Source organism: Flavobacterium sp. F52 (assembly GCF_000278705.1).
GTDB lineage: Bacteria > Bacteroidota > Bacteroidia > Flavobacteriales > Flavobacteriaceae > Flavobacterium > Flavobacterium anhuiense.
Genome location: NZ_AKZQ01000018.1, coordinates 81313 through 100700, shown reverse-complemented (window position 1 = coordinate 100700; position 19388 = coordinate 81313). Strand labels below are relative to the sequence as shown.

General features: G+C 34.8%; 17 protein-coding genes. 13 read left to right on the top strand and 4 right to left on the bottom strand.

Annotated features, from left to right (window positions below):
* Positions 1 to 62: 62 nt before the first annotated feature.
* Positions 63 to 827, top strand: coding sequence for an alpha/beta hydrolase (locus FF52_RS04760; protein ID WP_008463425.1), 765 nt, complete (start codon positions 63 to 65; stop codon positions 825 to 827).
* Positions 828 to 1105: 278 nt separating this feature from the next.
* Here FF52_RS04760 and FF52_RS04755 read toward each other — a convergent pair whose 3' ends face one another.
* The gene (locus tag FF52_RS04755; RefSeq protein ID WP_008463422.1) at positions 1106 to 2074 is read right to left on the bottom strand and encodes a hydrogen peroxide-inducible genes activator; all 969 of its coding nucleotides are present in this window, start codon (positions 2072 to 2074) and stop codon (positions 1106 to 1108) included.
* A gap of 553 nt (positions 2075 to 2627) precedes the next feature.
* On the opposite strand from FF52_RS04755, the gene FF52_RS04750 reads away from it, so the two are divergent.
* The 7 genes from FF52_RS04750 to FF52_RS04720 all read left to right on the top strand — a co-directional run bounded on the left by FF52_RS04750 (position 2628) and on the right by FF52_RS04720 (position 8696).
* A complete protein-coding gene (locus FF52_RS04750; RefSeq protein WP_008463421.1) occupies positions 2628 to 4436 on the top strand; it encodes a type VI secretion system Vgr family protein in 1809 nt (602 codons plus the stop codon).
* 27 nt (positions 4437 to 4463) lie between these two features.
* Positions 4464 to 5972, top strand: coding sequence for a hypothetical protein (locus tag FF52_RS04745; protein ID WP_008463420.1), 1509 nt, complete (start codon positions 4464 to 4466; stop codon positions 5970 to 5972).
* An 11-nt stretch (positions 5973 to 5983) separates the two neighbouring features.
* Positions 5984 to 6574: a hypothetical protein gene (locus FF52_RS04740; protein ID WP_008463419.1), complete on the top strand. Its 591-nt coding sequence runs from the start codon at positions 5984 to 5986 to the stop codon at positions 6572 to 6574.
* A gap of 380 nt (positions 6575 to 6954) precedes the next feature.
* Positions 6955 to 7230, top strand: a complete 276-nt coding sequence (locus tag FF52_RS04735; protein WP_008463418.1) for a hypothetical protein — start codon at positions 6955 to 6957, stop codon at positions 7228 to 7230.
* A gap of 123 nt (positions 7231 to 7353) precedes the next feature.
* A complete protein-coding gene (locus FF52_RS04730) occupies positions 7354 to 7797 on the top strand; it encodes a hypothetical protein (RefSeq protein WP_008463417.1) in 444 nt (147 codons plus the stop codon).
* A gap of 122 nt (positions 7798 to 7919) precedes the next feature.
* The gene (locus tag FF52_RS04725; RefSeq protein ID WP_035690823.1) at positions 7920 to 8261 is read left to right on the top strand and encodes a hypothetical protein; all 342 of its coding nucleotides are present in this window, start codon (positions 7920 to 7922) and stop codon (positions 8259 to 8261) included.
* Positions 8262 to 8462: 201 nt separating this feature from the next.
* On the top strand, positions 8463 to 8696 hold the full coding sequence (locus tag FF52_RS04720; protein WP_008463415.1) for a hypothetical protein: 234 nt from the start codon (positions 8463 to 8465) through the stop codon (positions 8694 to 8696).
* Positions 8697 to 8776: 80 nt separating this feature from the next.
* Here FF52_RS04720 and FF52_RS04715 read toward each other — a convergent pair whose 3' ends face one another.
* On the bottom strand, positions 8777 to 9520 hold the full coding sequence (locus FF52_RS04715; RefSeq protein ID WP_008463413.1) for an SDR family oxidoreductase: 744 nt from the start codon (positions 9518 to 9520) through the stop codon (positions 8777 to 8779).
* Positions 9521 to 9806: 286 nt separating this feature from the next.
* Here FF52_RS04715 and FF52_RS04710 point away from each other — a divergent pair, with 286 nt between their 5' ends.
* Positions 9807 to 10142: a winged helix-turn-helix transcriptional regulator gene (locus tag FF52_RS04710; protein ID WP_008463411.1), complete on the top strand. Its 336-nt coding sequence runs from the start codon at positions 9807 to 9809 to the stop codon at positions 10140 to 10142.
* 267 nt (positions 10143 to 10409) lie between these two features.
* Here the strand turns inward: FF52_RS04710 and FF52_RS04705 are convergent, their stop codons facing one another.
* A complete protein-coding gene (locus FF52_RS04705; RefSeq protein WP_008463409.1) occupies positions 10410 to 12170 on the bottom strand; it encodes a hypothetical protein in 1761 nt (586 codons plus the stop codon).
* A gap of 433 nt (positions 12171 to 12603) precedes the next feature.
* Between FF52_RS04705 and gndA the strand changes: the two genes are divergently transcribed.
* The 4 genes from gndA to FF52_RS04685 all read left to right on the top strand — a co-directional run bounded on the left by gndA (position 12604) and on the right by FF52_RS04685 (position 18332).
* Entirely contained in the window at positions 12604 to 14013 is a 1410-nt protein-coding gene (gndA, locus tag FF52_RS04700; protein WP_008463406.1) for an NADP-dependent phosphogluconate dehydrogenase, read from the top strand.
* Between the two features lie 33 nt (positions 14014 to 14046).
* On the top strand, positions 14047 to 15588 hold the full coding sequence (gene zwf, locus FF52_RS04695) for a glucose-6-phosphate dehydrogenase (protein ID WP_008463405.1): 1542 nt from the start codon (positions 14047 to 14049) through the stop codon (positions 15586 to 15588).
* A complete protein-coding gene (gene pgl / locus FF52_RS04690; protein ID WP_008463404.1) occupies positions 15569 to 16285 on the top strand; it encodes a 6-phosphogluconolactonase in 717 nt (238 codons plus the stop codon). The genes zwf and pgl overlap by 20 nt, the downstream gene beginning before the upstream one ends.
* 322 nt (positions 16286 to 16607) lie before the next feature.
* Complete coding sequence (locus tag FF52_RS04685; protein WP_008463403.1) at positions 16608 to 18332, top strand: tetratricopeptide repeat protein; 1725 nt, start codon at positions 16608 to 16610, stop codon at positions 18330 to 18332.
* 162 nt (positions 18333 to 18494) lie between these two features.
* Here the strand turns inward: FF52_RS04685 and FF52_RS04680 are convergent, their stop codons facing one another.
* Positions 18495 to 19004, bottom strand: coding sequence for a hypothetical protein (locus FF52_RS04680; protein ID WP_192811805.1), 510 nt, complete (start codon positions 19002 to 19004; stop codon positions 18495 to 18497).
* Positions 19005 to 19388 lie beyond the last annotated feature (384 nt).

Here is a 19388-nt window from a genome sequence, read left to right as displayed (position 1 = left end):
GAAAATTGGAATTTGGAATTTTCAAAATTGAAATTTCTATTCAACTTTAAAATCTAAATAAAATGAAAACAATATTTAAAAGCTTTTTAGCATTCGCAGTACTAATTTTTAGTTTAGCATTCACAAACGTAAACGCACAAACTACTCCTAAAATTAAAAATGTCGTATTAGTTCACGGTGCCTTTGCAGATGGTTCTGGATGGCAAGGATTATACAAGGTTTTGACAAAAAAAGGCTATAATGTAACCATCGTTCAGAATCCGTTGAGTTCTTTGGAAGATGACGTTCAAGCCACAAACTTAGCTTTAGACAAACAAGACGGACCAACAATTTTGGTTGGACATTCTTGGGGTGGAACCGTAATTACAGAAGCTGGAAATCACCCAAAAGTAGCGGCTTTGGTTTACGTAGCGGCTTTACAGCCTGATAATGGCGAAAATTCTGTTCAATGGTTGCAAACTGCTCCTCCAGCTCCAGAAAACGGTGTATTGCCTCCAGATGAAAAAGGAATTGCGTATTATGACAAAGCTAAATTTCACGCTGGTTTTGCAGGAGATTTGAGCAAAGAGCAAGCCGATTTTATGTATGCTTCGCAAGGTGCTTTTCATGCAAAAGGTTTTTTAACACCAATAACTAAAGCCGCTTGGAGAACTAAACCTTCTTACGGAATCGTAGCGACAGAAGACAAAAGTATTGTTCCGAGTATTCAGCACGCGATGTACAAACGCTCTAATACAAAAATCACTGAAATTAAAGGTAGCCACGTAGTATTTATTTCTCAGCCAGAGAAAGTTGCTAATGTTATTATTGAAGCGAGTAAAAATTAAATTCCAATGTTTTAAATTCCAAATTCCAAGTCTCTTGTCATTTCGACGAAGGAGACCCGAGCGATAGCGAACTGGCGAAGCAAATCTTCACTAGAAATTCTACAAAGATTGGCGACAAACATTACGGAAACCCGCCTGTGATTTCTCCTTTCAGTCGAAATGACAAACTGTGTGCAAAAATTCCAAATTCCAATTACTGTATAGCTTGGAATTTGGAATTTTTTGTATTGGAATTTCTCCCAAATCAATTGGAATTTGGAATTTTTATTTTGGAATTTCTAACGATACTTACTAATTTCTTTAATAAAATAAGGCGAATCGTTCCAGCGGATTTTCTTATACGAGAAATCTTTTTTTAATGACTCAGGAAGGCAGTTCCAGATGGCTTCATTCATTTTCTCCAGCAATAATTTCTTCGAGAAGGAATCAGAAACTACTAGACTTATTTCTCTTACGGGAACAGGTTCTTTGAAAGGTTTAAAAAGTCCGCCTGATTCGTTTAAGGTAGAAAGTTTAGGGATAATCGCAAATCCTAAATGGGCGCGAACCAGATTTTTTAAGGTCTCTATCGAATTAATATCGTATGTAAATTGTTCCTTTATTTTATCGGATGTTTTTAGTCCGCAGATGTCTAGTAATTGTGCGTTGTAGCAATATTCGTGATGCAGTAACAACAATTCGGTTTTGTCGCCGGGCTGCATTTCGTAAAATTCATCATTCGCCATAGGATGCGTCTGATTTAAATAGGCAACAAACGGTTCTTTAAAAACAACATGTTCTATTAAATTCGGGTTTCCTGTTGGCGTAGCCATAATGGCAACGTCAATTGCACCCGTTTCCAAATCGCGCATTAAATGTCCCGTATACCCTTCTTTAATAATAAAATGCACATTTGGCGCCGCTTCTTTCATTGCCTGAATAAAAAGCGGAATCAGATAAGGCGATAAAGTGGAAATAATGCCAAGTTTCAACTCTCCTTCCAACAGATTTTTTTCGTTGATCACAAAATCACGAATTTCATCGACTTCACGAAGTATCTTTTTGGCTTTATTGATAATTTCAATTCCTAAAACGGTTGGTGTCAACGGCACTTTATTTCGATCAAAAATCTTAATTCCGATTTCTTCTTCCAGATTTTTTAACTGAATGGTCAATCCTGGTTGTGTTACCATACAAACTTCGGCAGCTCTTGCAAAATGCCGTTCTTCGTCTAAGGCAACAATATATTTTAACTGCTGAATGGTCATGTTTTCTAGTTTCTTAGGTACTGAGTTGCTAAGGTACTGAGTTGCTCTTTTTTATTGTTAGTTTTTTAAGAAAACTTTGTGTTGGTTATTTCTGAATTATGTTTTTTCAAATAGACTAGAATAACAAAAGCGATCATAAACGGATCGCTTTTGTTGTTTAATGATAAGGATTTCTCAAAATACCCTATTCTATTACTTTTTTGTCTTTTACAGGTCTTTGTTATTATTTCTCCCTGTCTATATTTACCATAATATCGCACTAAAAATACTGCGCATATACTAGCAGTAAATCCAACTACATTTTAGGAATCCCACTATTCTCCTCTATATCAAAATAAAGGATCGCAAAACCATTGCATCAAATTAACCTAAAACAAACATAATGAGCTTTCTAGCAAACTATAAATCAACGAAGAAAATGTAACAGCACGATCAAATTCAAACGCTATTATCAATAGAACGGACTGCCAAAGAATCGGTTTTTGGCGATGCCAAGTTCTTAAAAAAAAGATTTCAATTTAACCAATCAATACCTTATTTAAATTTCTAAAAAATGTCAAAATTCACAGAACAGGTACATATCACTATAGAAGGCTTTACCCAAAATGTTATCTATTACAATCTTGAGCTTTCTCAAAAAATGGCAGACCATCACCATTTTTCTTTCTTTTGGCAATACACAGGAAAACCTATTATTGCACCACAAGATCAAGAAAAAGCTTTTAGCAATTACATTGGCAGCGAGGTAATTTTCACCTTTAAAGTAAACGGAATACGCTTAATGTCTAAAGGCAGAATTACAAAATTAGGTTCTATCGATCTGCACGGAAGCCCAGCTGGACTGCACGTCACAGGAACAAGCCATACGATTGCTCTTGATGACATGCCAAAATCCAGAATCTTTCGCGAGAAAAACCTACAACAGATTGCACTCGAAATTTTTGCAGAAGAAAATTCGGGAGAATTCTATCAGAGAGAAGCCATAGTTCCTACCTATACAAAAGAATTCAGTTTTAAGACGCAGTACAACGAAACAAGCTTTGATTTCCTTAAACGTCTTTCTGCACGTTATGCCCAATGGTTTTATTTTGACGGAATGCGTATGCAGTTTGGCCAGATTAAAAACACCGAAATAAAACTTATAAACGAATCTTCACTGCATAATTTTAGCATCGAAGCCAATTTAGTTTCACATAAAACTTCGTTCAGCAGTTATGACTACAATAGCGCTTCTAATATAAAAAATGGTGCAGAAAAAACCTCGGTAGGAAGTCAAGACCGATTTGCCACGCTAGCCGTTTTTAAACAGCCTTATATTGTAAGACCCGGACTCGAAAACGGCGCATATACCAGCAATGCTCAAAATAAAGATGAAATTGACGAAATGGTAAAAATGCAGACCGCAGGACGCGATGCCAACAGCATATTCTACAGCGGCACCTCCTATTTGCCAATAGGTTTGGGACAAACTTTTTCTATTGAAAATAAAAACGTAGAGCATCATTTACTCGCAGTTGAAATTATTCACTGTTCTGAAGTAAACGGAAATTACACCTGCAAATTTAAAGCCATTCCCGCCGATGTGGCAGCGCCGCATTACACAGACGTAACTGCATTTGCTCACGCTGAAAGCCAGTCCGCAATAGTAATTGACAATAATGATCCCGAAAAAATGGGGCGCATAAAAGTGGATTTCTTCTGGAATGGCTGGGCAACTAAAAGCGATTGGATGCGTGTGGTACAGCCTTACTCTGGCTCTGGAAAAGGGCTATATTTTAGACCCGAAATTGGCGAAGAAGTTCAAGTAAGTTTTGAAGCCAACAATGCAGAACGGCCGTATATTTCTGGCACCTTTTATAACGGAAAAGAAATGCCCGATTTCTTTGATACAAAAAACCGAATTAAAGGTTGGAAACTCCCTTTTGGAATGCTTTTCAAGTTTATTGAAAAAGTCTGCATCATACTCTCTGATCCAAGTGGGAATGAACTGCATATGAATGAGGAAACCAAAAGCACCACTTTGACTGTACCAGAGACATTGACGCTTAATTGTAAAAACTTAATTATAAATGCTTCTGAGAGTATTACGACTACTGCGGGAATGAATATTTCTGAAACTGCTACAGTAGATAAATCTACAATGGTTGGCGGAATGTTACATACAAATGTTACTGGCAATAGTATGTTCTATGTTGGCGGTAATCATGATGAAAATATCGAAGGTGATCTAAACTCAGATATCAGGAAGGATAAAATTTATACAGTTGCTGGAAAAAACATTCATCAAAGTGAAACTGGACATGAATTTCATTCCGATAAAACTATAAAAAATAATAGCTCCGAAGATACGAGACAAAACTAAACCGGAAGAAAATAAAAAAATCAAGAAATGACCAAAACAAGACGTGTTGGTGGTAATGCAACTTACATAGTTGGAGGAACTACAAAAGAATTTGCCAACGAAATAGAAATAAACTCCAACGGGCGTATCGATTATTATGCCCCCGAATATACTTATGGAGATCCAGAGCCAAGACCAGTTAGAGAAGAACCTGAAAAAGCCTTTTCTGGCTGGTGGAGTCCAGATTATGAAGGAATGAGAAATATTCCTGAACAAGATGCCAATTGGCCAAAAGCCTATTTGGAAGAAACGGTTTATTTTCAATTGAATGTAAGCGACAGTATCCCTGTTGGAACAAGTATAACGTTTCAACTTTGGGATAAAAACACTCCTTTTAAAGACCTGACCATTTTTGATAATCCAAAATTTGATGGAAAAATGGTTTACAAAACCGCTATGGTAAGAGAAGTAAACGGACAACACAGAATAACAATAGAACTATACCTAGACCCAAAATGGCATATTGAAATTAAAAAAGATGAAAAAGGAAGCATCAACAGCCGTCTTGAATTTTACTGGACTTGGAAATATCATAATACTTACTGGAAATCTAACAACAATATACTAGGTATATATCGTTCTAAAACCACTCTGTTTATAAAACCTGCCTATGAAGGATATAATTTTCCTGAAATTAGAACTTCTGATGGAGATATTGTTGTTTTTTCAAAAGGTATTGGGCTTGAACATGAACCATCTAATGAACTAGAAAATCAATTAAACACTATTGCTGATAATATAAAAAGTGAAATGTACGGAGATGTTCGTGAGGCAATGATGAAATACAGTGACAATATACGCCACACGATTGCAGTAAGACAATTAAAGAGAGGATATTTAGCAAACAATCTTGGAAAAACAGAATTCAGCCATAAAATTTATACTAAGCCTGTTTATGACAATAGCGGAGAGCTTTATGAAATTACAAAAGCTGGAAATTTCGGATATAGAAAAAATGGAAAACTAGTTACTACAAAAGGGATAAGCCAACTTGACTATTTCAAGGAAATAGGTGTTTTTAACACCATAGCAAAAGCCTCTAAAGAATTATTAGGAATATTCGATTTTGCATCAGATGTAATAAACTTCGCAATGGATGAAAACCCAAAAACAATTCCGACTGGTTTTGCACCGCTGGATTTTCTTGTAGCATTGGTTATGCCAAGTATTAGTGATCCCATTTTAGAAACATGGGATAATGTTGCATTCGAATTAGCTGAAAAAGCAAAAGATAAAGGAGTGCGAGGAATTAATGATTTTATATTAACGAATGCTGGAAAAGACATTAGATATGGATATAATTTTTTGCAAGTAAATCAAATTGTACTTGATAAATTACTTAAAGGAGAAATAAAAAAAATAGACGATTTACAAAATTTACAAAGAGAGAACAATAATTTTTCATCTTCTCCCTCTTACATACTTTTTTATTATAAACAGAAACAAAAAGATAGAGATGAAGAAGAAACAATAATAGATTGCATATTTATTAACTGATAAACAATAAAATGAAAAAAATAATTTTGTTAGCCTTTACAGTTTGTGCTATATATTCTTGCAGAAAAAAAGAATCCATTACCATAAAGCAAATTATTTCAGATCAAATTGTAACTATTACTCCAAATCTTAAAAAAATAGATGCAAAAGATAGTGTTTCAATTAGTATTCCAATAGAGTTAGAAATAAAAACATATGACTCCTCTTTAGAATCCATTGATTTGTATTACGTAATTAATCAAAAAAATTTAATGCAAATTTCAGAATTTGAGATGTTTATTCATAATGATAAAAATAATCCTACAAACAATCTAAAGTCTTATTTATCAGTTGAAAAACCACTTAGAATTATTCTTAGAGAAAAGAATCATTTAATATCGAAAAATTATGCTAGAGAATTATTGAAAAAGTATAATATAAATCAATCCTTAGAAGATTTTAAATTAAGCGACACAATAAAATTAACTTCTTACAATCAATTTAGAAAAGAAAACTCTTTCATTTTAAAAGACCTCAGAAAAGTGAGTGATACTATAATTATTACTACTAGAAAAAAAGGCGAGAAAATTTATAAACCAACAAAAATTAAAATCAATTGGTAAAAGGCTACGTAAAATTTATCATGCTACTAAGCAGAATTAACAACAATTCGGCAAAATATCGTAACACATTTTGCAAAATAAATTAAAGACTAAAAAATATGAAATTTATAATTGTATTCGTGTTTTTAACACAACAGTTCGTTTTCTCTCAACAAAAAGATATTGATTTCTCACCCTTAAATAAAGAGAATTTTCAAGTTAGACTTAACTAAGTAACTTATAAGTTTTCTGTTCTGGCAAGTAAATATAAAAACCGTTATGATCTCGCTCGAGACACAATATTAAAAGAAGGAAATTACATAATTAAATACGACGATTTTTTTACAAAATTTTCAATAAATAAAGCTGGCAAAATTGACGGAAAACTTGATGAAAAGTTTATGAAGCGTGGTGAAACATATACGATTAAATACATAGTGACAGATGGTTTTGTAGATAAAGCCACTTTATATGATTTTAAGAATAGTTTGATTCATGACAGTGATGTTTATTATTGCGGAGACATTATTGAAATAGTTAGAATTGCAGCAAATGGTGAGAAAATAATAACAATTGAAACTCCCCACACTACAGAAATTAGAAAATATGATAAAAATGGCGCTTTTTTAGATGAAGAAATATGGAATAAAGCAGGAATAGGTGGTCCTAATAAATAAATTCCCAAGATTAATAATAAACAAAACACTTAAATTCCAGTTTGATAACCCGTTGTGCTAGTAGATTAAAATAATAATGTACTTGTGAACATGATGTTCACGCAAATGATATTAATAAAAACAATGATTACAGAGAGAGAAATTGACATATTGAAAAAATCTATTCTACTCATTAATAGTTTTGAAGACAATGTTAATAATATAAATTCGGGAAAAGAATTTATTTTTATTCACAATCGCAATTTAGAAACAATTGAAAAGATAGCCACTGATCGTAACTCAGAATATCTAACAACAAGACTAGATGAATATCCAAACATAACGGCTGCACAAATAGATGAATATATTAAAATTCAGAAAAACGAATTTAGCCTATTAAATTTTTTGCTAGTCTTTCTGTTTGGCATCTTCATCGGTTTATATTATATCCTTTTTGAAAGATTTTTAAAAACAGGAAAAATTACTGGCAAGCAAATAAAATCCAAAGTGTCAACAATAATAGAAGTTAATACATATATCCTAGAAGTCATAGAAAATCCATATATGGAAAAGTTGCGTTTAAAATAAAGGGACTTATATTTTTCATGCTAAAACAAACATACTTACCCAGAGGGTTTAGTTCACGTGTTCTATTCTGAAAAGGATATCAAAAACAGCAGTAGTGAAAAAACAAGACAAAACTAACTAAGATGACAGTAAAAACAATCAACGGTATTACAATAATAGGAAGCATTGGCAATTACAGTTTTTACAACTCCAAAAATAGCGCTCATTTTTTCTTGAAAGACAACAATGTCAGTTATAGTGATCCCTACGGGAACCACATGACCAATCATCCCTGTCATATCCGAATTAATTTTGAGGCTTTTAGATTAGAAAAAATGGGCGATGAAATTCGAAAATCAGATGGCACCATAATTATTATGATGCCGAAAGAACAAATAGAAGAAATTGCCAATAAAAACTTTTATGCTGATGGGCAGTTTCATGCAATAGATTTTTTAACCTATACTATAACCGAAGAAAAATAACTTTAAGAATTATACTACTTTTCATAACATAAAACCAACTTCTTTTTTAATATATTTGCGCTTCCTAAATTACAGAAATATGATACTTAAAAAACTTCTTGCCCATGTGGTATGGTGGCGGCATTGGAAACAACCGTAACGCTTCTGTAAGCGTAGGACACCTAAGCTACATGGGTTTTATATTTCCTAAATTACAGAGTTATGAGTACCAAAATCCTTTCAAAAGAAGCCGAAATCGGTCTAATGAATTTCTTCAACGATAGAATTGACCCACTCGATATGGCGAGAGCCATAAGACAGGTAAATCTAACCCTCGCATTGGGCGTTCTAAACGATCAAGAAAACATTCAGTTAAACGCTGCCAAACTTGGAGACAGCTTCTATTGGCTCAATGAACTAGCCGAAATTTTAGATCCTTATCTGGATTTGGAGTAAAAGGTTTGTGCTTTTTTGAAAAAATTAAAACCCTCAGTTCTTTAAAAGATTGAGGGGTTTGTTTTTAAATGGAAATATTTTTACCCCAAACTCATCCCACCATCCATAATAACATCAGCTCCAGTCATAAACACCGCAGCTTCACTACTCAAGTAAGAAACCATTTGAGCCACGTCTTCTGCCCTTCCCATTTGTTTTAGCGGGACTTTTTCTACTACGACATCCATAATGCCTTTTACGGTGGTTTCATCTAGGCCTACTTTGTTCATGACTTCGGTTTGAGTTGGTCCTGGGCTAACCGAATTGACACGAATTTTTCTTGGTGCTAATTCTAAAGCTGCCGATCTCATAAACGAATTCAAAGCCGTTTTACTCGCCGAATAAACCGAAGATCCCGGACCTGGCATACTAGCAGTATTCGAAGAAAGAAATACCACCGAAGCGCCATCTTTCAGAATCGGGATAAATTTACTTAAAGTGAAAAAAGCACCTTTTAAGTTCACATTCATAATACTATCGTACAACTCTTCTGTGGTTTGTTCTATCATTCCTAAACCTGCAATTCCCGCATTGATAAACAAAATATCAACCGAACCGAAATCGGTTTTTACCTTTTCGGCCAGTTTTTCGATATCCGAAATATTCGATTGGTCTGCTGTGATAGCTGTAACGCCTAGTTCTAAAGCTGCTTTTTCTATGGCTTCTTTTCTTCTTCCTGTAATAATTACGTTTGCGCCTTGTTCTTTTAATTGTTTGGCTGTTGCGTAACCTATTCCGCTGTTTCCGCCTGTTATAACGGCCGTTTTATTTTTTAGATTTTCCATCTTTTTGATTATTTAAAATTTATTTAGCAAATTTAAACTCAAAATGGTATAACTTTGTAACCAGTATCATGAAGTATACCAAACTAATAAATTCGATTTGTTACAATTGGTAAATTTATAGCCACGAATGCACGAATTTATTTTATAATCTATGTCGAAAAATGTGATTAATTACACGAATTATAATTATTGATTTATATTCAGTCGCCATAATTCGTAGCTAAATATTTGTGAATTACTTCGTCTGTCCCTTCGGTCGAGTCGTGGCGGAAAAAAAATAAACAATATGGAAAGAAATCAGAAAGAAGAAGTACAGGCGCTTCAGGACACGCTGCATGTTTTGGGCGGAAAATGGCGTTTGCCTATCATCAATTCGATTTGTAACGGAAATCATCGTTTCAGGGAAATCGAACGCAGTATTCCGGGCATTACAACACGCATGCTTTCGCGAGAGCTCAAAGAAATGGAATTGAACATGCTCATTAAAAGAACCGAAGACCGCGATGCCGAAATTCAGGTTAAATACGAATCGACACCGTATTGCAAATCATTTGGTCCTGTGATTGAAGAAATGATCAAATGGGGAAAATCGCATCGAGAGGAGATTATTCGAAACTCTTAAAATATTCTCCCGCAGATTGCGCAGATTTTGCAGATTATACAAATCAAAAAAATCTGCTTTATCAGCTGAATCTGCGAGAGAAAAAATAGAGAGATGCTAAAATTGTTTTAAACACATAGAAACATAGATTTAAAAGCTATCCGAAAAAAATAACAAAAGAAACTAGTTTCTAACACATAGTCATATAAAACTTTGTCAAAGTTCCAAACTTTGATAAAGTTGATATAGCAATCGAAAATCGCATCGAGAGGAAATTATTCGAAATTCCTAGAAAAAAGTCAATCCAAAGCTCCATCCTATCCATCCCAGAATATCTTTGCTGTTATTTTTAATTACAGTATAATTCTTGGTGCGATCTTGAACAAATGTCGAAGTATTTAAATTGCCGTCTTTATCTTGTTTCTCAGACCAATAAAAATTCAAAGAAGGACCTGCAGCTATTGCAACGCCTTTACACAATTGAAAAGAAAAAGAGGAGTCAAATTTGGATAAGGAATTATAGATATCCCAATTTCCTAAATAAAGATACTGTGTGCTAAATTCGGGATTAAAAGTGAAGCGTTTCCCTAACGGAATGTTCTTTCCTAATCCAATTCCGAAAGAGAATAGCTTTTCTTCGTCTTTTCGATCGCTTCTTCCTGCCATCAAAATAGTATACATTTTATGGTCTCCCGTTTTTACAGCAAGATTTATATCTGAAATTTCGTTGCTTGTAACACTGATTTTCTTATAACCGCCTTTTTTAAAGTTTAACAGACCAAAACTATAGCCCGAAGGCGAATCTGTAACATTTACTAATCCAAATTGGACTCCTTGTAATTCTTTAGCATAATTAAAAAGTCCCGTAATTTGAGCGCCACGCACGGTATCTTTTCCAATATTGCAAATTCCTGAAAGCTGTAATCCGTTTTGCGAACCCTTTACCGTGTTGCTAATTCCTGCAATTTGAAGTCCTTTTGAATCTTTATACACGTTGTTATAAATGCCGCTCATTTGCAAACCAATTTGCGAGCCTTTCACACTATTATGAATACCGCTTATCTGCAATCCTCTTAAATTGCCAAAAACATTATTATAGATTCCGGCCAACTGCACTCCATTTACAGATCCTCCAACGGTATTAAATATTCCAGCCATTTGAAGCGCGTCGACATTCATACGGTTAATATTATAAAGTCCAGCCATTTCTAATCCGCGAACTCCAGCATTATAACCTCCCAAAATATTTAAAGAAAAATTATTGACAATCTGCGTATTCAGCATTCCGCGCGTGCTGATACTCGGAATTAGTGAAGCCTGTACGGGAACTTTAGAAATAAATCCGCCCAGATTGAGTGCTTGTATTTTTTGTTTGGAAGAAATAAAGAAACGGCCAATTCCTGATCTTTCAATTTCAGAAAAATCTCCATCGATATAATCTGTTTTATTCTTTTTGTCTCCCATCTGAATTTTAATTTCAGAAAGAAATACCATTGTCACCGTTTTATAATTCTCCTTAACTGCCGTCAGTTCTATGGCTTGGGGCGCATTTTTTAATCTAAGTTCAAAATAACCATCTTTATTGGTCAATGTAGACAGCAGTGCATTTTTCTCCAATACACTCACATTCTCAAGACGATTGTTCGTTTTTGTATCTATAATATAACCGATTACAATTTGCTGTCCGTCACTCATAACGGTATTTTTCTCCAATACAAGAGCCAATTCTAAAGGAGCATAACGCACAATAATATATCCTGGCGATTCTTTATATTCATATTTGGCACCTAACAACTGATCTAAAACTCCTTTTATAGTAGTATTATCAGTATGAACGCTAACAATGCTATCTTTTACAGCCAGTTTGCCATAATAAGCAAATCTAAAACTTCCTTTTTCTTCCATTAAATCCAAAACATTGCTTAATGGTTTCTTATCTGCATGAACAGATATTTCGTTTTCTAATATGGATTGGGCATTTACTTTAAAAAAGGCGCTCGAAATGATCAAGAAAATGACTGTAAAAACAAGCTTTGTGTGACTTGGCATATAAAACGGGAACTAATAATTTAATGAATTAAATTTTTGGATTAAATGATTGGGTTTTCAAAAATACCTCAATTCCTATATTTTTAATAAACATTTTTATAATTTTTCACTTCTTTTCTCTTTCGAACATGAAGCTGCTTCTAATAAAAGTATTCACAAATAGCATTAGCAGTATTACAACGATTTAGTTGAAAAATAGCAATAATAAGCGTAATTTTTACACATAAAAAGTATCACAATAAAGACCAAAAGTGAACGATTTTACCCCTTATTTTTCAGCATTTTTCTCTAACTTAGCGGTCTACATTTTGAAATGTAAGATTAAAATAACCATTGTTTTGCTGCAAAACATTGAATGAAAAAGAATTACCATACTTTCTCTTACTTTTTGCTGCTAAAACATTTCTTCTAATAATTTAGTTAATTGAAAACTATGAGCAAATTTGATTTTGGAATTGTAGGGCTCGGTGTAATGGGCCGTAACTTACTTTTAAATATCGCCAGCCATAACTTTGCGGCTGCAGGTTTAGACTTAGACACCGAAAAAGTCAATTCTCTTCAACAAGAAGCCGACGCCAATCACACTATTGAAGCTACGACAGATGTCAAACATTTTGTAGAGCTTATTCAACAGCCAAGAGCGATTATGTTATTGGTTCCTGCTGGAAAACCAGTTGACAGCGCTATTGCAAGTTTATTGCCTCACTTAGATAAAGGAGACATTATTATTGACGGTGGAAACACTTATTTTACTGATACTGACAGAAGATTTTTGGAATTGTCTGAAAAAGGAATCCACTTCTTCGGAATGGGAATTTCGGGCGGTGAAAAAGGAGCCCGTTTCGGTCCTGCTATGATGCCAGGGGGAGATCAAAAAGCTTATGAAAGACTTCGCCCTATTTTTGAAGCGATTGCAGCAAAAGTAGATGGCGAGCCTTGTGTGGAATATTTAGGAAACGGTTCTGCTGGAAACTACGTAAAAATGGTTCACAACGGAATTGAATACGGAATCATGCAATTGATCTCTGAGATTTATGACTTAATGAAAAGAGGTTATAACTTGGATGACGAAACGATTCAGAAAACTTTTGAAGAATGGAATCAAACTGATGATTTGAGATCATATTTGATTGAAATCACTGGAAAAATACTGAAGCAAGAAGACACAGACGGAGGTCTTTTAATCAATAAAATTTCAGATTGGGCAAGATCTAAAGGGACAGGAAAATGGACTTCGCAAAACGCCATGGATTTACAAGTTCCAGTTCCGACAATCGACGCTGCGGTTAATATGCGCGATATGTCTAAAACAAAACCTGAAAGAATTGAAGCGGCTAAAAAATTAGTTTGGAATTCTAATCCAAGCGATGTCAACGCAAGCGAAGCTATTGCTGCTTTAAAATCGGCTTTGTTCTTTTCTATCGTTGTTACGTATGCTCAAGGTTTAGCTCAGCTTCACACCGCTTCTAAAGAATACAACTACGGATTAAATCTGGAAACGGTTGCTAAAATCTGGCGTGGCGGATGCATTATTCGTGCGACAATTTTAGAAGATTTCAGAAAAGCATACGTGGCAAAAGCAAATTTGCCAAACTTACTTTTAGATGGCAGCATCGCTTCAAAATTAACCGAAAATCAAGCAGGAATGCGTGCGGTGATTCAATTTGCTGTTCAAAAAGGCTTGCCAATTTCGGGATTAATGAATTCGTTAGCGTATTTTGATGCTTACCGATCTGAAAACCTTCCGACAAATCTAATTCAAGCACAACGTGATTTCTTTGGGGCACACACTTACGAGCGTATCGACAAAGAAGGCGTTTTCCATACCCAATGGGCTGAATAAGACAACTAAAAAAAAACAACACAACCACACACAATGACTAAAAACAAAAATATAAATCCGACAATTATTGTAATTTTTGGCGGAACCGGAGACTTGGCAAAGAGAAAGCTCTTTCCGGCTTTTCAGAATCTGTATCTTGATGGCCGTATGGCAGAGAAGTTTCAGATTATTGCTCTTGGTAGAGCTCAAAAAAGTGATGAGGAATTCCGCAGTTATGTTTTAGAAAATCTAAATACTTTCTCTAGAAAAAAAGGACTTTCTGATGCAGAAACTCAAAAATTTCTTTCTCATATAAGCTATCACAGTCTTGATATCGACAAAGAAGAATCGTATTTGGGATTGAGCGAAAAGATAAACAGTTTTGACTTAGAGTTTGGCGAGCGTTCAAACCGTCTTTTCTATCTTTCGATAACGCCTTCTTTTATCTCGACCATTTCGAGCAATATCAAGAAAATTGGCCTTGCGGCGAATGCCAAACAGGATCGTATTATTATTGAAAAGCCTTTTGGTTACGATAAAGCTTCTGCAATAGAGTTGAATGAAATGCTTTCGCAAACTTTCAAAGAAGAGCAGATTTATAGAATCGACCATTATTTAGGAAAAGAAACAGTTCAGAATATTTTGGCTTTCCGTTTTGGAAATTCAATGTTTGAACCATTATGGAGCCGTAATTTTATTGATTTCGTGCAAATTACCGTTGCGGAAGAAGTCGGCGTTGAAGAACGAGGCGGATTCTATGAAGGTGTCGGCGCATTGAAAGACATGATTCAGAACCATTTGTTTCAGATTTTATGTATGACCGCTATGGAAGCGCCTGCTTCTTTGGCAGCAGACGATATTAGAAATCGTAAAGCAGATGTGCTGAAATCAATCCGAAGAATTAAACCGGAAGAAGTTGATCACTACATTGTAAGAGGTCAATACGACGCTGGAACTATCAATGGAAAACCTGTTCCTGGTTACCGCCAGGATAAAGGCATTGCACCAGATTCTAATACAGAAACTTATGTGGCGATGAAAATTTACCTAGACAACTGGAGATGGCAGGGAATTCCGTTCTATCTGCGTTCTGGAAAAAGAATGGAAGAAAAACAGTCGTCCATTATTATCCAGTTTAAACCAGTGCCACACTCTTCGTTTTCTTATGGAAAAGAAGGCATGACTCCAAACCGTCTGATTATTAATATTCAGCCGGATATGGACATCAAACTGCAGTTTATGACCAAAAAACCTGGTTTATCAATGTCGTTGCGACCAGCTGAAATGGTATTTGATTATTTTGCTTGTTCGACCATGTCGCCAGAAGCGTATGAAACTTTATTGGCAGATGCTTTGGCAGGAGATCCTACTCTATTTATGCGTTGGGATCAGGTAGAAGAAGCTTGGGACGCGATTGAAACGATTCAGCAGGTTTGGAAGACTACTGCTCCAACCAATTTTCCAAATTACAAAGCAGGAAGTTGGGGGCCAGAAGAAGCTGATGAACTATTGGCACGTCAAGGACACAAATGGATTCCGAATACACAAAACATTAAAAAAGAAGAAGAAATTCTAAATGGTACAGATATACAATAACACCGACGAAATTAATACTAAAGCAGCGGATCTTTTTGTAGAATCGGCTCAAAAAGCGATTGCCGCAAAAGGTAAATTTACAGCCGTTCTAACGGGAGGTTCTTCTCCAGCGGGAATCTACAAATTATTGGCTTCTGATGCTTACAAAAATAAAATAGACTGGAGTAAGGTTTATATTTTTTGGGGAGACGAAAGATGGGTGCCGCTAAATGATGATTTGAGTAATGCTAAAATGTCTTATTCAACTTTGTTAAGCCACGTGCCTATTCCGCAAGAAAATATTTTTGAAATGTACAAAGATGGTGTAACTCCTGAAGATTATGCTGCTGAATACGAAAAGTCTATCAGAACTATTTTAGGCGAAGAAGGTAAATTTGACCTGATTCTATTAGGAATGGGAGACGACGGACACACGGCTTCTCTTTTCCCAGGCGAAGCAGTTCTAGAGGAGCAAACCAAATGGGTTGACGCTTATTATTTAGCTCCTCAGAAAATGTATCGTATCACGCTTACAGCTCCGTTAATCAATAAAGCGGAAAAAATTGTAGTAGTGGCTTTTGGCGAAAAGAAAGTTCACGCTTTGAAAGAAGTGACAACTGGCGAATACAACCCGACTCTTTACCCAATGCAATTGATTAAACCAGTTTCGGGTGAATTATTGTTTTTAGTAGATAAAGTGGCTGCCGGAACGAACTAAGAAATTGTTTTTTTATATAATTTAAGGTCTATGCTGAAAAGTGTAGACCTTATTTTTTTGATTTTTTTCTCCCGCAGATCTTGCAGATTTGGCAGATATTATAATTAAAAAATCTCTTAAATCTGCAAGATCTGCGAGAGAACTTTTATGCTCAAAGCAATTCAAAAACCGCCCACAAAACACTGAAAAACAAATATTTAAAAAACCTATTTCTTTTTTATTTAATTTTGTTTAATACTCTCCGATTCAATCTATTAGATTATAAGCATCATTTTTCTTTCGAGCTTTTACATTGATTATATAATTTCAAATCTATTTTGCAATGAAATATAATTACTTCCTAATTGCGGTTTTTCTTCTTTTTGTTTGCTGTAAAGAAAAAAAAACAGAACCCAAATCAGTTAAAGTCAGCGCTTCGCAAGGATGTTATATTCCGAAAACGAATGATAAGGATTGGTACACCCAAAACAAAAAAGCACCAAAGTTTAAAGGTCTGGAAGGCGTTACGTTTAAAATTACAACCAATAATCCAGAAGTTCAGGAATATTTCAATCAGGGGTTAATGCTGGCCTACGGATTTAATCACGCCGAAGCAGCGAGATCATTTTATGAAGCTTCGCGTTTAGATCCGAATTGCGCTATGGCGTATTGGGGTTTTGCTTATGTCTTAGGTCCAAATTATAATGCGGGAATGGAAGAAGATAATTTTCAGCGTGCTTATGATGCCGCCCAAAAAGCCAAAAAACTTTCTGCTAAATGTTCTCCGAAAGAAATTTCCATGATTGATGCCTTATTAGTGCGTTATGCTAAAAATCCTCCTGCGGACAGAAAACCATTGGATACCGCTTACGCCGCAGCCATGAAAAAAGTCTATCTTAAATTTTCTTCAGATCCTGATATTGGCACGCTCTATGCCGAATCCTTAATGAATCTCCATCCTTGGGATTTGTATGAAAAAGATACCGAAGTGCTCAAAAAATGGACACCGCAAATATTGGCTGTTTTAAACGAGTTAATCAAAAAAAATCCCAAACATCCTGGTGCTCATCATTTTTTGATTCATGCCGTAGAAGCTTCTGCACATCCAGAAAAAGGACTCAAAAGTGCCAAATTACTGGAGACTTTAGTTCCGGGTTCGGGACATTTGGTGCATATGCCTTCTCATATTTACATTCGTACGGGAGATTATCATGAGGGTACACTTTCCAACATTGAAGCGGTTCGAATTGATAGTTTGTATTCTACTGCCTGTAATGCACAAGGCGCTTATCCTCTAGCCTATTATCCGCACAATTATCATTTTTTGGTGGCTACAGCGGCTTTAGAAGGAAATTCAAAATTGGCTTGGGAATCGGCACAAATATTACAGCAGCATATGTCCCCGAAAATCATGCTTGAAGCAGGTTGGGGAACTTTGCAGCATTATTACAGCATTCCCTATTACATCGCTATAAAATTTTCGATGTGGGATGAAATTATGAGAATTCCGCAGCCCGAAAAAGATCTGGTATATCCAAATGCGATTTGGCATTATGCAAGAGGAATGGCCTATCTCGGAAAAAATGATATCGCCAATGCCGAAAAACAGCTTGCTTCTCTGAACCAATTAGCCAAAGATAAAACCTTAAAAGAGGTTACGATTTGGAATATCAATACAACTTATGATTTGGTTCAGATTGCTAATAATGTTCTTTCAGCGGGAGTTGAAGCGAAAAAGAATAATAAGGATAAAGCAATCGCGCTTTTAAATAAAGCAATAGAAATTGAAGATCAGTTAAATTACAACGAACCGCCAGATTGGTTTTTCTCCGTTAGACATTATTTAGGTACAGTTTTACTTAAAGCTGGAAAATATGCCGAAGCCGAAAAAGTATACAGACAAGATTTACAAACGCTCCCAAAAAACGGCTTCGCCCTAATCGGACTTTATAATGCTTTAAATCAACAGAAAAAAGAAAAAGAGGCTTTACAAATTAAAACCTCTTTTGATGATGCTTGGCAATATGCTGATTTTGAGATTAAGGAATCTTCCAGTATTTTGGAGTGATTTTACTTTTTAAGATGTCATCGTAAAAAGTCAGAGACTTTTATCACGTTTAGAAATTCTAAGACTAAAAAAAATTACGCAAAGTCAGAGACATTTGCGCAGCTTTTCAATTCAAACTTATCACTCTTTACGGAGCGGAGTTTATTATTCGTAGAAAACTTTTTAGTTAGTTAATACATCATAGTCTTTTAAAATTTGTCTAAACTCATCTGATGGCTTAAAAAATACTGTTTTAAGTCCGCCTAAATTTTCTTTATTAGGCAATTCTACTTTTATTATTGAAAATTTCATCTCTTTTAAGAGACTAATTACAAAATCAATATACTCTGACTTTCCTCTGTAGAATAATTCATCTTCAGAAATCGATGCGCCACTGTTTAAAAAAGCTCCTAAGAGAAATGACAATTTTACTTTTTTTTCTTTAAATGCTTTTCTACTTAATTTAAGAGTATAAATCTTATATTCTTTATCATCTTTTGGATCAGAATAAAAATCGTTTTTGTAAATTGTTTTATAATACTTTTCAAAGGGATTATAAGGACTTAAATTGTACAACTCCAGAAAATCGTTCTCTTGAAAAGAATATTTAAAACCACTCTTTTGTCCATATAAAGAAATGCTATCTTTAAAAATTTTAAGCATTTTTTCCTTGCCGCCTAGAAAAAATGTCAATCTGTTTTTTAGTATCGGATGCTCGGGAATATATATATCTCCGCTGAAATGATTAAACATTCCAATTAAAAATGCTTCCCTTTCTTTTACCAATTCATTTCTATTTTGCCCAGCCACATAGTTTACTAAAAAAAACATACATATTAAAACTATTTTTCTTATGGTCGCCATACGCTAAAAATTTGATAAATATTATTAAATGTTGCTCTTGTACTGTGCCCTGCAGAATCCATTAAATATAATCTATATCTTGAAAAGTCTTCAAGATATTGAATTTTTGTCACAAGACTAGCATGCCCCCAGCTCTCCGAAGTCTTCCTAACTAGTGCTGCGCAAATGTCTCCGACTTTGCGCCATTTATAACTTTTCTAAAAAAAAAAAAAC